The sequence below is a fragment of the Spirillospora sp. NPDC052242 genome, assembly GCF_040679555.1.
Taxonomy (GTDB): Bacteria; Actinomycetota; Actinomycetes; order Streptosporangiales; family Streptosporangiaceae; genus Spirillospora.
Genome location: NZ_JBFAUZ010000014.1, coordinates 145,630 through 159,191 on the forward strand (window position 1 = coordinate 145,630; position 13,562 = coordinate 159,191).

The following is a 13,562-nucleotide window of genomic DNA, read 5'->3' on the forward strand; positions in this document are numbered from 1 at the left end:
TTCACTGACAACGGCGGACCCGAAGAGCTGGGCTGAAGTAGAAGAAACCGCCAACTCCCCATCCGTACGGTCGGAAACCCGAAACGACCAGGGTGGGGAGTGCCGATGAGCGGATCGGAGTTCGGACGCCGCACGGCGTCGGTCGCGCGGGCGGGCGGGATGTTCGCCCGGAGCGGGCTGTGGCGTCCGGGTCCGCCGCTGCGGGTCGCGCGCCAGCTCGGTGCCCTGCGCAGGTGGGGCACCGTGCTGGGCGGGACGGTCGCGTCGGCCGCGGCCCGCGACCCGGACCGGGTCGCGATCGTCGACCATCTGGGCGAGCTGACCTACGGGGAGCTCGACGCGCGCACCGACCGGCTGGCCGCGCAGGTGCGGGGGAAGGTGGTGGCGGTCCTGTGCCGCAACCACCGGGGGATGATCGAGGCGCTGGCCGCGTGCGGCAAGGCGGGCGCCGACCTGGTGCTGATGAACACGGGGATGAGCGTCGAGCAGCTCGTCCTGGTGGTCGAGGAGCAGAAGGTCGGCGTGGTGATCGCAGACGAGGAGTTCGGCGGGTTCCTCGAGGCGCTGCCGGACGGCGTGCGGGCCCTCACCGACGCGGAGCTGGAGGCGCTCGTCGCAGGCGACGACGGCAAGAAGGTCGAGCCGCCCGCGAAGACGGGACGGACGATCGTCCTCAGCTCGGGCACCACCGGGCGCCCGAAGGGGGCCGACCGCAAGTCGCGGCCGGGGCTGTCGCCGCTGACGTCGATCCTGTCGCGGATCCCGTACCGGGTGCACGAGCGGATGTTCATCGAGGCGCCGCTGTTCCACACCTGGGGCTACGCGATGCTGCAGGTCGCGATCTCGCTGCGCGCGACGATCGTCCTGCGGCCCCGGTTCGACCCCGCGGAGACGCTGCGGACGATCGCGGCGACGGAGGCGACCGCGCTGGTGGCGGTGCCGGTGATGCTGCAGCGGATCCTGGAGGTCCCGGACCGGCCGGCGGTGCCGTCGCTGCGGATCGCGGCGGTGAGCGGGTCGGCGCTGCCCGCGACGCTCGCGACGGCGTTCATGGACGAGTTCGGCGACGTCCTCTACAACCTGTACGGGTCGACGGAGGCGTCGTGGGTGACGATCGCGACGCCCGCGGACCTGCGGGCCGCCCCGGACACCGCGGGCACGCCGCCGCCCGGCACCCGCGTCGCGATCCTGGACGAGTCGGGCGAACGGGTCCCGGCGGGGACGGTCGGGCGGATCTTCGCGGCGAACGAGCTGCTGTTCGCGGGGTACACGAGCGGCGCCGCGAAGGAGATGCGCGACGGGATGATCAGCCTCGGGGACGTCGGCCGGATCGACGAGCGAGGACGGCTGTTCGTGCACGGACGCGACGACGACATGATCGTCTCCGGTGGGGAGAACGTCTTCCCGGGGGCGATCGAGGAGGTCATCGAGGGCCTGCCGGACGTGCGGGAGGTCGCGGTCACCGGGGTGCCGGACGAGAAGTTCGGGCAGCGCGCGGCCGCGTTCGTCGTCCTGCGGGACGGCGCGTCGCTCGACGCCGACGCCGTGCGGGCGCACGTCCGCGACCACCTCGCCCGGTTCGCCGTTCCGCGCGACGTGCATTTCGTGGCGGAACTGCCGCGGAACGCGACGGGAAAGGTCGTCCGGCGGCGGCTGTCCGCGGAATCCGAAGGCGATTCGCGAACTGTCACCTAGGCGCACAAAAACGCGAACATCTCCGTGCCCTGCGGCGAATCGCCGCAGGGTCTCCTCATGTCACCATCCGATGAAGAACGATTGTCCGGCTGGTGAACGGGCGGTCGGGCGCCCCCGCGTCCCGGCCCACGGGAGCCGCGCCCTCGGAGGTGCGCCATGCACGCCGTCGTCCTCGCCTGCGCCGCGCAGGCCGTCTACATCGTCGCCTTCGTCCTGTTCAAGACGGCCGTCGGGCGGGCCGACCCGATCAGCGGACGGCACCCGCTGCACGCCGGGGCCGAGCTGCTGCGCGATCCCCGCTGGCTCGCCGCCGTCTTCCTGCTGATCGGCGGGTTCGCGGTCTCGGCGGCGGCGCTGGTGACGCTGCCGGTGATCGCCGCGCTGCCCGCCTACGGCCTCAGCCTGGTGCTGCTGCTGGTCGTCGGGATGAGCGGGTTCGGCGAGCGGCCGACGTCGCGCGAGTGGCTCGCCGTGGTCGTCACCGTCGCCGCGATGGTGACGGCCGCGCTGTCGGTGCTGCCCGGGGACGGCGGGACGCTCGCCGACGCGCTGCACCGCACCGGCGGCGCGGACGCCGCGGGCGCGCTGTCGCTGTGGAAGGCCGCGCTGGTGTTCGTGCCGTCGCTGGCCGTGCCGATCTGGATGTTCAGCGTCCGCGACCGGCCCGTCGCGGGCCGGCACGCGCGCCCCGTCACCGGCATCGCGTACGGGGTCGGCGCGGGCGTCCTGCTCGGCGCGACGGAGGCGTTCGGGCTGGGCACGGCGATGCTGCTGGCGGACGGCACGGGGTTCGGCGTCCTCGCGACCCCGCACCCGTACCTGTTCCTGCTGGCGGGCACGCTCGGCCTCGGGCTCGTGTCGGTCGGGCTGCAGCGGTGCCGCCTCACGATCATCGTCACGGTCGTCACGGTGACGGCGAAGACGCACCTGCTGCTGTCGGCGACGCTGCTGTTCGGCGAGCCGTGGCCGCGCGACGCGGCGCCGTTCGGGCTGCGGGTCGCGGGCGTGCTGCTGGCCGTGCTGGCGCTGCTCGCCTTCCCCCGCCACGAGCGCCGCCGGACCGCCGCCGCGGGCATCGCGGCCGCGCCGCCGCGGGTCGTCCGTCCGGGGCCGGGCGTCCCGCAGAGCCCGCCGCCCGCCGGGTGGCCCGTCCGGCCCGCGCCGCCCGGCGTCCGCCCGGTCGCGGTGCGGCCGGACGGGCAGTGGACGGTCCCGCACGCCCGGCGCGCGTCACGATAGCGACCAGGCGGTCACTTCGAGGCGCCCGGTCGTGCCGAGGTCGATCCCGCCCGGCACCCGCAGGCTCGCCGGGCGGATCCCGCCGCCCGGCCCGACCTCGAGGAACGTGCCGTTGACGTTCGTCCCGTGGGTCACCGTGTTCCGCCACACCACGACCGCCGACGCGGACGCGCCGGGCCGCACGGTGATCGCCTGCGGCCCCGGGTCGGGCACGGTGTTCGTGCCCTCGACGACCCGCACCTCGAACGGCTTGAACGCCCCGTCGAGGACCCGCAGCGCCGGGTAGCCGTTCAGCCGGCGGGGCGCGTCGCCGCAGTTCACGAGCGTCACCCGCATCCCGCGCAGCCCCATCGCCGCGTCCGGTTCGAGGGCCTCCAGGCGGACGCCGTCCGGCGCGCACTCCGTCCGCGCGGTCCGCGGCCCCCGCGGCGTGGGCATGGGCGAGACGGGCGGCGTCGCCGAGCCCGGCGGGGCCGACGCGCCCGGCTCGGGGACGGGCGCGGCACCGGCGGCCGGCGGGGTGTGGACCTCGGAGCCGCACCCGGCCGCGAGCGGACCGAGCACCGCGAGCGCGGCACCGACCACCACCACCCGCCCGGCAAATCGGAAGAAAAGGGGCACAACCCCGATCCTCCCAGACCCCCGAACTCCGGGACGACCGCTGACGACCGCATAGACGGCGAACGGCCGCCCGGTCCGGTCGCGTGTGCAGTTCTCCTATATGGGCTTCGAGCACTCGGCCGCACGTGGACGGGGTGGGCAGGGCTTAGCGGGTGGGGGCGGGGCGTAGGTGGGCGGCGCGGAGGGCGACCTCGATGCCGAAGCGGGTCTCCGGGTCGGCCAGGGCGGCGCCGAACGTCTGCTCGATCTTGCGCATCCGGTACCGCACGGTCTGCGGGTGGATGTGCAGTTCCGCCGCGATCTCGGCGGCGGTGCCGCGGGTGACGAGCCAGGTCCGCAGCGTCTCGGTCAGCCGGTCCTGCTGGCCCCGCGTCATCCCGTCCAGGATGCCGAGGCGCCGCCGGGTGAGCTGCTCGACCAGCGCCGGGTCGGAGAACAGCCACAGGGTGACCAGGTGGTCCTCGCACTGGACGACCCGGTCGTCCACCACCCCGTCCAGTGCGAGGTCGAGGCCGCGGCGGGCCCAGCGCAGCGAGTCGGCGGCCTGGAGCAGCGGAACCGTCAGGCCGATCGCGGCGCGGCGGTCCGGCACCGCGGCGTCCAGCATCGCGCGGCGCGCGCGCGTGAACGGGCCCGGGATCAGCAGGTGCGGCGCGTCGGTCTCGAGGTCGGCGAGGACGTCGCCGTCCAGCGCCGTCCACACGCACCGCGACTCGGGCTCGACGGCGACGAGCGTGACGTCGTCCGGCACCGTCCACCCGGCGGCCTGCGCGGCCTGCCGGATCTCGGACGCCTCGTGCGGCGCGTGCTCGAGGACGCGCCGCAGCAGCCGGCGGCGGCGCTCGTCCAGCGCCGGGATGGGCCGCTCGCGGGCCTCCAGGTAGCCCTCCAGCGACAGCGCGGCGAGTTCGTCGAGGAAGCTGAACAGGGCGTCGGCGAGCCGCGACATGACGGCCGACGAGATGTCGTGGCGGGGCGCGACCTTCATCACCCGCCGCCACGCGACCTGCCCGCCGATCCGGTACGCGGCCTGCAAAGTGTCGAGGGTGCGGCCCTCGTGGGCCTCGTACTGGCCGAGCATCCGGGCGGTCCGGGCGAGGTCGCCCTCGCCGCGCGCCCCGGCGTCGGACGGGCCGGGCGGCGCGGCGACGCGGTCGACGAACGCGGCGAGGTTGTGCTCGACGCTGAGCCGCAGCACCTGCCCGTACGGGCCGTCCAGCGGCCGCGCGTAGGCGGGGATGCCGCGGCGGATCTCGGTGATGATCTCCCCTGCGAGGCTGGGCAGTTCGGGCCGCATGATCCGGGCGAGCCGCGGCGGGACCCGGCCCGCCCGCTCGGCGGGGCCTGCGGCTTCGACGGTTCTGGACACGGGGGCACCTCCGTCGCCGTTCCGGGCGGCCGGGCGTCCGGCCGTGGTCCCCGACCGTACGCACGGTGCCCGCGCGGTTTCTGTAGGGCACGGGAACAAAACGCGAAGATCACTGCTCAGCGGGTTACAAGAACCCGCGAGCGGTGATCTCCGCCGGGCGGCGGACGGGCGTCAGGAGCAGAACGCGGCGTCGGCGGCCTTCGCGAGGTCGGCGCGGAACGCGGTGTCGGTCTCCAGCGCCGACTCGTTGTAGGTGATCACGGCCTGGCGCTTGCCGTCGGCGCTGGTGTAGGTCCAGGTGCGGTAGCCGGGGAAGCCGCCGTCGTGCCCCCACGCGTACCCGCAGGAGAACGCGATCCGGGCGACGCCGAGGCCGTAGTCCTCGACGATCCCGCCGTCGTTGACGGGCCGGACGGTCGTCAGCTCGCGCATCTGCCGGTGCGGCAGCAGCCGCCCGGTGAACAGGGCCCGGTGGAAGCGCGCGACGTCGTCCACGGTCGAGACGATGCCGCCGGACGCGCGGGCGCTCGACGGGCTCACCAGCGTGCTGACGTCGCCGAAGTCGAAGTAGTAGCCGTGGACGTACGGGCCGGGGAACGCGGTGCTCGTCTCCGGGTAGGACGTGTCGCGCAGCCGCAGCGGCCGGAAGATCCGCTTCTCGTACTCGTGCCCGACGGTGTTCCCCGTCGCCCGCTCGATGATCATCCCGGCGAGGATGTAGTTGGTGTTCGCGTAGTTCCAGCCGGTGCCGGGCGCGTGGTGCGGCGGGGTCTCCATTGCGATCGCGACGAGCTCCTCGGGCGTCCAGGAGCGCGCCGGCTCGGCGAAGATCCGCGGGTCGGACGTGTAGTCGTGCAGGCCGCTCGTCTGCGCGAGGAGCTGCCGCACGGTGATCTTCGAGCCGTCGTTGCCGTTGCCCCGGACCAGGCCGGGCAGCCACTTCTCCACCGTGTCGTCGAGCGACAGCCGCCGCTCGGCGGCGAGCTGCAGCACGACCGTCGAGGTGAACGACTTGGTGACGCTCGCGATGCGGAACAGCAGCCGGTGGTCCATGGGGCGCCCGGTGGCCTTGTCGGCGACGCCGGCGGTGGCGTGGTGCACGCGCCCGCCGCGCCGGGTCATGATCGTCACGCCGGGCGCGCCGTCCGCGACGAGCCGGTCCGCCCACGCCTCGACCGTCCGCTCGTGCTGCCCGGGACGGCCGTGCCCGCCGTGCCGGTCGTGGGGCGCGGCCTGGGCGGGGACGGCCACGGCGGTGACGGCGGTCGCGGCGACGGCCGCCGCGAGCGCGGCGCGGGCGAGCGACCGGCGGGCGGCGGGGCGGCGGGTTCGGGTGCGCGGCATGCGGGCCTCCAGGGTGCGGTGCGGTTCGGCAAGATCGACTCTTCCGGTGCGCGCCCGTGCCCGCACTGGGCCCAGCCCCCGGCGGGGGGTGTACCTGACGACACCCTCCCGCGCCGAAAATTGTCCCCGGACGACAATTTTTCGGAAACGCCGCCGAGGTCATCACTTGACTGCGGAATGCGGCTCCTTTCTTCGTCGTGAACTCGATTTATCCGGTGGTTCGCCGCTCGTTACGGTCCTGAACTCCCGGCCGGGCCGCGCCCCCGGCCGGGACCACGGCGAAAGGCAGGCTGACGGTGACCGCCTCGGCAGCGCTGGACGAGACCGGACGCGCGGACGACGCGCCGCGGCCGTCCCGTCGTCCCGTCCCGTGGGGGTGGCTCGGCCCGCTGCTCGTCTCGGCCGTCGCCGGGGCGCTGGTGTTCCACCGGCTCGGCGAGCCGCACGCGCTCGTCTGGGACGAGACGTACTACGCGAAGGACGCGTGGTCGCTGCTGCACTTCGGCGTCGAGCACAACTGGAACGCCGACCGGCAGGGGTATCCGGCGAACGCGCACTTCCTGGCCGGGCACCCGGAGTCGGGGCTCGCGGGCGGCGGCGCGTGGGCGGCGCACCCGCCGCTCGGCAAGTGGTTCATCGCCGCCGGGATCGCGGTGTTCGGCGCCGGCCCGTTCGGGTTCCGCGCGGCGGCCGCGCTCGCGGGCGTCCTGACCGTGCTGATCCTCGCCCGCACCGCGCGGCGGATGACCGGGTCGACCGTCCTCGGCTGCGCGGCGGGCCTGCTGCTCGCCCTCGACGGCGCGTGGCTCGTGTCGAGCCGCCTCGCGATGCTGGACGTGTTCCTGCTGCTGTGGCTCGTCGCCGGGTTCGGGTGCCTCGTCGTCGACGGCGACCGGACGCGCGCCGCGCTCGCCGGCGGCGCCGGCCGGTTCCTCGTCCGGCGGTGGCGGTTCGCGGCCGGGCTCTGCTTCGGCCTCGCCTGCGCGACGAAGTGGTCCGCCGTCTACGCGGTCGCGTTCCTGTGGGTGCTGGCGCTGCTGTGGGACCGGAAGGCGCGCCGCGACGCGGGCGCCGAACGTCCCTGGCGGACGACGGCGAGGCTCGACGTTCCGCTGTCGTTCGTCCAGTTCTGGGTGGTCGCGGGCGCGGTCTACGCGGCGAGCTGGTGGGGCTGGTTCGCGTCCGGGACGGGCCTGCAGCAGGCGATCTTCGGGCGCCGGGTCGTCGGGTTCCAGCGGGACTGGGCCGAGCACCACCCGAGCGACGTGTGGCCGTCGTTCCTCGACCCGATCCGGTCGCTGTGGCACTACCACGCGATGACGCTCGACTTCCACGCCGGCGTCACCGAGCCGAACCCGGCGCAGTCGTGGCCGTGGGACTGGCCGTGGCTCGGGCACCCGGCCGCGATGTACCGGGCGGCGTCGGACGGCTGCGGCGCGGAGCCGTGCGTCGCCGAGATCGCCCACGTCGGGACGCCCGCGATCTGGTGGGCGTCGATCGCCGCGCTGGCGGCCGTCGCCGTGTTCGTCCGGGACCGGCGGGGCGCGGCGGTCGTCGGCGGCTACCTGGCGTGCTGGCTGCCGTGGTTCCCGGCCGCGCTCGACGACCGGACGATGTACTCGACGTACATGCTGCCGATGCTGCCGTTCGCGGTCCTCGCGCTCGTCCTGCTCGCCGGGCGGCTGCACGCGGCCCTGCCCGTCACCGCGCGCGCCGCGGGCGTCGTGTACGTCCTGGTCGTTGCGGCGAACCTGTACCACCTGCACCCGATCCTGACGGCCGAACCGCTCCCCGAGCCCGCGCGGCAGGCGCGCCTGTGGCTTCCCGGCTGGAGCTGACCATGCGAGGTGTGCGCAGATGACGAACCGGGTGACGCGTCGGGTTCGCGGGACGTCGGCGGCGGTCGCGCTCGCCGCCGCCGCGGCCGGAGCGGTGGTCGCGGGCGGCGGCGCCGCGCCCGCCCGCGCGGTGGAGGCCGACGCGACGCTGCGGTACGCGTGCGCGTTCCCGTCCGGGACGTCCCGGGACGTGGACGTCCGCGTCCGCGCGGGCTTCCCGGCGGACGGGACGGCCGGGGAGCCGGTCCGGCCGGGGCGCGCGACCGTCACCGCGACGATCCCGGCGGACGCCGTCCCGGCGGCCGGCCTGCCCGCGGGCGCCGCGTCCGTCGCGGGGACGGCCGCGCTCGCGGTCGTCGCGGCGCAGGGCGGCACGCCGACGCCGGTGACCTGGGCGGGGCTGGCCGCCCCGGCGGCGACCGTCGCGGCGGGCGCGGACCTGGTGCTGGAGGCGTCCGGGGACGTCCCGCCGGTGACGCCCGCCGCGACCGGCGCGCTCACGTTCGAGGCGGCCGCCCTCACCCTGAACCTCGACCCGCGCGACGCCGCGGGCCGGACGCCCGAGGGCGCGGGGCCGGTCGCGGTCACCTGCGAGCCGGTCGCGGACCAGGACGTCACGCTCGCGAGCGTCCCGGTGCGGGCCGGGGCGCCGGGCGCCGGTCCGGGCGCGCCCACCGGGCCCGGGACGTCCGCGCCCGCCGCGCCGCGCGCCGCCGCCCCGCCCGCCGCGGACCCGCCGGGCGAGACGCCGCCGGAGTGCGGCACCTACGAGGGTCCCGACACGACGTGGATGTCGGGCTGCATCTACCTGTCGGGGTTCTCGAACGTGACGAAGCTGGACGGCGCGGCGATCGTCAACGATCCCGAGTTCGCCGACCCGGCCCTCACCAACGTCATCTACAAGATCACCTCGACGGGCGCGGAGCTGCGGCAGCGGTTCGTGACCCCGCTGCGGTCGCGGTCGACGTTCCTGACGTTCGGCCTCATGCCGACGACGGCGACGATGGAACTCACCCAGGAGCCCCTGGAAGCGGGCGAACCGGTCTACGGTTCCGTTGAGGCGATCACCGACCTGGAGACCGGCGTGCAGACCGTCAACGCGCACATGAGGATGTCGATCCGCATCCACGACGTCAGCGTGAAGGGCACGCCGCTGGACGTCGGCGACCGCTGCCGCACCGAGGTCCCCGCCGACCTCCGGCTCACCGGCACGATGACCAACATCCTCGAGGGCGGCGTCCTCGACGGGACGTTCGCCATCCCGCCGTTCGCCGGTTGCGGCGCCGGCGAGGACCTCGACCCGCTGTTCACCGGGTCCGTGTCCGGCCCGAAGAACCTGCTCCGCGTCACCCTCGGCGCCACCTGCATCCCGTTCGCGCAGATCGGCTGCCCGCCGGTGCTGCCCGAACCGTCCCGTTCCGGGTCCGCCTCCGGCTGACCCCGGCCGACCCCCGTCGCGAAGGAGAAGACCGTGGCCCCTCCCATCGAGCAGTGGCGCCGCTGGATCGCCGAGAACCTGCTCCTCGGCAACCCGCCGGAGGCGATCCGCGCGGTGCTGGTGCAGAACGACTTCGGCGCGGCCGAAGCCGACCGCGAGGTGAACGCGGCGCTGGAGAGCCCGTACGTGCAGGGCGGCTCGCGCGTCGCCAACCGGCTCCGCAAGCGCGAATGGACCCTCACCGTCTACGGGCGCCTCGCCCGGATGCGGGCGAGCAGCGGCGTGGTCGAACGGCGCGAACGTCCGTCCCGGGACGAGTTCTTCGAGGAGTACTACGCGCAGAACCGGCCCGTCATCATCACCGGAATGCTCAAGTCGTGGCCGGCCCTCGAGAAATGGAGCCTCGACTACTTCCGGGACCGCTGCGGCGACCGCGAGGTCGAGGTGCAGTTCGGCCGGGAGTCCGACGAGAACTACGAGATTAACGGCCCCAAGCACAAGCGCGTCATGCCGTTCCGCGAGTACCTCGACCTCGTCGAGGGAGCAGGCCGGACGAACGACTTCTACATGACCGCCAACAACGGCTCCCGCAACCAGGACGCGCTGGACGTCCTGTGGAACGACATCGACCCGATCGACGAGTACCTCGACGGCGACACGCGCGGCAAGAGCTTCTTCTGGCTCGGCCCCGCAGGCACGAAGACGCCCTACCACCACGACCTGACGAACAACTTCATGGCGCAGGTCATCGGGCGCAAGCACGTCAAGCTGGTGCCGCTGCACGACACCGCGTACATCTACAACAACGTCCACTGCTACTCCGAGGTGGACGCGAGCGACGTGGACGACGCGCGGTTCCCCAAGATGCGGAACGCGCAGGTGCACGAGTGCACCCTCGGGCCGGGCGAGCTGCTGTTCATCCCGATCGGCTGGTGGCACTACGTCGAGGGCCTCGACACGACCGCGACGATGAGCTTCACGAACTTCCGCCGCTACAACGACTTCGCCGAGAACTACACGACGTACCAGCACCTCTGAGGTCGCGCCCGAGGGGGCGTCCGAGGGCGCGTCCGAGGGCGCGTCCGAGGGGGCACGGTCAGGGCGTCCGGTCCGTGTAGAGGTCGCCCGCGAACCACGCGAGGGCCCGGCGGAGCTCGGCGAGGTCGTGCCCGTCGCTCACGTCCCGAACCTGGCACACGACCACGCCGTCCCGGCCGCGACCGGGACGGCCGGGCGTCCCGCGGTAGCGGACGACGATGCGGGCGTCCGGCCCGGCGCCGACCAGGGCGGCTTCCGCGAGCCGCCGCCAGCGGATCCGTTTCCTCCACAACCGTCCACGGGGGAAGAAGACGGTGAGGCCCCGGGAGTCCAGGCGGAGGCTCCGGGGCCGCAGGAGGAGGGCGAGCAGGAAGCCCGCCGCGGCCCCGACCGCGAGGCCCGCCGCGAGGAAGGTCGCGAGCGTCCGTCCGGCGGACCGGCCCGCGCCGTCGAGCGCCCCCGCCGACAGCAGGAGGCCGCAGACCAGGCCGCCCAGGAGCGCGCCCTTCACGCCCCAGCGCGCCGCGACCCGCGCCGCGACCGGGACCCGCGGCCCCGTGAAGAGCGCCATCCGCGTGAGCACCGGCTTCGTCCCGCCGCTGCCGCGAACGGCGAAGGCGAGCCGGACGTCCTCGCCCGGTCGGGCCTCGACGCGGTTCAGCGGGCTGCGCCGCCGGGAGGGCCTCGCCTGCTCCGCCGCCCGCGCCTGCACCGAGTGCCCGCCCGCCGCGACGGCCAGGGTCTCCCGCCCGCCCGGCGGGAGGGCGCACCGCGCGGCGCCGTCCACGATGATCTGCAGGTCGCTCCGGCCGAAGTTCGCCACGGTGAGGGACGCCCGCTCCACCGGATCGTCCGGCGCGTCCGGCTCGGCGGCGGGGGGTTCGAGGGTCGCGGCGCGGAGTTCGTCCACCAGGGCCGTCACGTTCGGCGGTGGCCACGGCGCGCCGGTGGCCGGGACGGCGAGGGCGTCCAGGACGGTGTCCGCGGTGGGGCGGTCGTCGGGCCGCTTGGCCAGGCACGCGGCCAGCAGCTCCGCCAGCGGCGACGGGACGCCGGACAGGTCGGGCCGCTCGTGCCGGACCCGGTGGAGGACCGCGTGGGCCGGTCCGGTCCCGAACGGGCCGCGCCCGGTCGCGGCGAAGACCAGCACCGACGCCAGCGCGAACACGTCGCCGGGCGGGCCCGCCGGTTCGCCGCGCGCCTGCTCGGGGGACATGAACGCCGGCGTCCCGGCCCGCCCGCCGAGCGGCCCGCCGGGCAGGGTGCGGGCCGCCGCGTCGAGGGCGCGGGCGACGCCGGCGTCGACGAGCCGCGGGCCGTCCTCGGCCAGCACGACGTTCGACGGCTTCACGTCCCGGTGCGCGAGGCCGCAGGCCCGCACGGCGGCGAGCCCCTCCGCCAGGCCCGCCCCTAGCACCGCCAGCGCCGGGGCGGGCAGCGGGCCGTGCAGGCCGACGGCGTCCCGCAGGGACGGGCCCGGCACGTAGGCGGTGGCGAGCCACGGCGGGTCGGCGTCCACGCCGGCGTCGACGACCGGCGCGACGCGCGGGCCGCCGACCTTCCGGAGGGCCTCGACCTCCCGCGCGAACCCGCTGCGGAACGACGCGTCCCAGGTCGGTTCCGCGCGGACGATCCTGACCGCGGCGGGGCGGCCGTCCCGGGAGCGGCCGAGATAGACGCGGCCCGTCCCGCCCCCGCCGAGTCGCCGCTCCAGCCGGTACGGCCCCGCCTCGCGGGGATCCTCCGGCCGCAGCGGCTCCATGCCGGGCACCTCCCAGAAGACCGTTCCGTTCCGTCCGAGCGCCGATGATCTCAGCAACCGGCCCGGTCGCGGAAGCGCGGGCGCTCACGAAATGACAAATCCCGCGCCGCGCGGCCCGCGCGGCGCGCCCGCCCGGGCGTTCTCTGTCAGTCGGTGAGCAATGCCGGCCGCCGCTGCTCGGAAAATGATTAATTCGCGGCCTTCTCGCGACATTGAGAAACGCATCCGTATCTGTTGATGGGGTTGAGTGGCGGGCTCCGCGTTTTTGTCATTGCTCGGCACAGACATGCCGTTCGCCCGCCGAGTAACTTACGGCAACGAATATCAGAGCTTTTCCAAGATCTGATTTTTCGGGGGGCGTTTCGACTCTGCGGTGCGTCGCTTGATGCACCGGGTCCCGTCCAGAAAGGGCAGAAAGTTGGAAGGCAAGCTCAGCAACCGCACGCGCCGGACCGTCAGCGGCCTGGCCGCCGCCGCCATCGGCGGCCTCGGCCTCACCGCGCTCGGCGTCGCGGCCGCGGCGCCCGCCATGGCGGAGCCCGTCCACCAGACGATCAACTACCACTGCGTCTTCCCGCTGATCGGCAACCAGCCGCTCGTCGTCGACGTCCGCTCCGACATCCCGACGGAGATCGCCGTGGGCGAGCAGACGCCGGCGTTCGAGATCGAGGCGACGGCGCACATCACCCCGACCATCCACAACGGGCTGCGCGCCGTCCAGGCCGCCACCCTGGAGGGCTGGGCCACCGCGCAGGCGACGCTGTCGGTGCCGGAGTCGCCGTCGCTGCCCGTCGCCGTGGACGCGATGTTCGACACCACGCCCGTCCCGAACCGTCCGGGGGCCGCCTGGGACCTGATCGCCACGGGCGCCGCGCCGCAGCTCGTCTTCACCCAGACCGGCCCGGGTGAGATCCACGTCGGCAACATGACGCAGGTCATCAACCCGAAGCGGGCGGACGGCACCGAGGTCTGGCCGGGCGGCCAGGAGGTCCAGTGCACCAAGGACCCGGGCCAGGACGAGCCCTTCGCCACCTTCGAGATCGTCGAGGGCACCCCCACCCCGACCCCCACCCCCACGCCCACGCCGACCCCCACGCCCACCCCCACCCCGACTCCGACGCCGACGCCGACCCCCACGCCGACGCCGACGCCTACCCCGACCCCCACGCCCACCCCCACGCCGACCACCGGGCGGACGTCGCCGCGCATGACGGCGCG

10 protein-coding genes are annotated in these 13,562 nt (G+C 74.7%); 6 read left to right on the forward strand and 4 right to left on the reverse strand.

Annotated elements, in window-relative coordinates; genetic code table 11:
• Positions 1-105 precede the first annotated feature (105 nt).
• Positions 106-1,695, forward strand: coding sequence for an AMP-binding protein (locus AB0L25_RS14430; RefSeq protein ID WP_500171981.1), 1,590 nt, complete (start codon positions 106-108; stop codon positions 1,693-1,695).
• A 156-nt stretch (positions 1,696-1,851) separates the two neighbouring features.
• Positions 1,852-2,934, forward strand: a complete 1,083-nt coding sequence (locus AB0L25_RS14435; RefSeq protein ID WP_500171983.1) for a hypothetical protein — start codon at positions 1,852-1,854, stop codon at positions 2,932-2,934.
• Here AB0L25_RS14435 and AB0L25_RS14440 read toward each other — a convergent pair.
• The 3 genes from AB0L25_RS14440 to AB0L25_RS14450 all read right to left on the reverse strand — a co-directional run bounded on the left by AB0L25_RS14440 (position 2,926) and on the right by AB0L25_RS14450 (position 6,268).
• Positions 2,926-3,555 (reverse strand): DUF4232 domain-containing protein, encoded by a 630-nt coding sequence (locus AB0L25_RS14440; protein WP_500171984.1) that lies wholly within the window; start codon positions 3,553-3,555, stop codon positions 2,926-2,928. The two genes, AB0L25_RS14435 and AB0L25_RS14440, sit on opposite strands and share 9 nt — an antisense overlap.
• A gap of 145 nt (positions 3,556-3,700) precedes the next feature.
• Positions 3,701-4,924 carry a PucR-like N-terminal domain-containing protein gene (locus tag AB0L25_RS14445; protein WP_500171986.1) on the reverse strand — a complete coding sequence of 408 codons (1,224 nt, stop codon included), beginning with the start codon at positions 4,922-4,924 and terminating at the stop codon, positions 3,701-3,703.
• A 171-nt stretch (positions 4,925-5,095) separates the two neighbouring features.
• Entirely contained in the window at positions 5,096-6,268 is a 1,173-nt protein-coding gene (locus tag AB0L25_RS14450) for a serine hydrolase domain-containing protein (RefSeq protein WP_500171988.1), read from the reverse strand.
• 296 nt (positions 6,269-6,564) lie between these two features.
• Between AB0L25_RS14450 and AB0L25_RS14455 the strand changes: the two genes are divergently transcribed.
• From AB0L25_RS14455 to AB0L25_RS14465, 3 genes are read left to right on the forward strand one after another with little or no spacing between them, the layout of a single operon-like run.
• Positions 6,565-8,106 (forward strand): dolichyl-phosphate-mannose--protein mannosyltransferase, encoded by a 1,542-nt coding sequence (locus AB0L25_RS14455; RefSeq protein WP_500171989.1) that lies wholly within the window; start codon positions 6,565-6,567, stop codon positions 8,104-8,106.
• A 19-nt stretch (positions 8,107-8,125) separates the two neighbouring features.
• The gene (locus AB0L25_RS14460; protein WP_500171991.1) at positions 8,126-9,544 is read left to right on the forward strand and encodes a DUF6801 domain-containing protein; all 1,419 of its coding nucleotides are present in this window, start codon (positions 8,126-8,128) and stop codon (positions 9,542-9,544) included.
• Positions 9,545-9,577: 33 nt separating this feature from the next.
• Positions 9,578-10,582 carry a cupin-like domain-containing protein gene (locus AB0L25_RS14465; RefSeq protein ID WP_500171993.1) on the forward strand — a complete coding sequence of 335 codons (1,005 nt, stop codon included), beginning with the start codon at positions 9,578-9,580 and terminating at the stop codon, positions 10,580-10,582.
• 58 nt (positions 10,583-10,640) lie between these two features.
• Here the strand turns inward: AB0L25_RS14465 and AB0L25_RS14470 are convergent, their stop codons facing one another.
• Positions 10,641-12,344: a serine/threonine-protein kinase gene (locus AB0L25_RS14470; protein WP_500171995.1), complete on the reverse strand. Its 1,704-nt coding sequence runs from the start codon at positions 12,342-12,344 to the stop codon at positions 10,641-10,643.
• A 418-nt stretch (positions 12,345-12,762) separates the two neighbouring features.
• Between AB0L25_RS14470 and AB0L25_RS14475 the strand changes: the two genes are divergently transcribed.
• Positions 12,763-13,562, forward strand: an 800-nt coding sequence (locus AB0L25_RS14475) for a DUF6801 domain-containing protein (protein WP_500171997.1), incomplete at its 3' end; no start/stop codon positions are given.

What these genes read in the sequence shown, in the direction of transcription:
- AB0L25_RS14430 (WP_500171981.1), top strand. Translation starts at nt 106, where the DNA reads ATGAGCGGATCGGAGTTCGGACGCCGCACGGCGTCGGTCGCGCGGGCG.
- AB0L25_RS14435 (WP_500171983.1), top strand. Translation starts at nt 1,852, where the DNA reads ATGCACGCCGTCGTCCTCGCCTGCGCCGCGCAGGCCGTCTACATCGTC.
- AB0L25_RS14450 (WP_500171988.1), bottom strand. Translation starts at nt 6,268, where the DNA reads ATGCCGCGCACCCGAACCCGCCGCCCCGCCGCCCGCCGGTCGCTCGCC.
- AB0L25_RS14460 (WP_500171991.1), top strand. Translation starts at nt 8,126, where the DNA reads ATGACGAACCGGGTGACGCGTCGGGTTCGCGGGACGTCGGCGGCGGTC.
- AB0L25_RS14470 (WP_500171995.1), bottom strand. Translation starts at nt 12,344, where the DNA reads ATGGAGCCGCTGCGGCCGGAGGATCCCCGCGAGGCGGGGCCGTACCGG.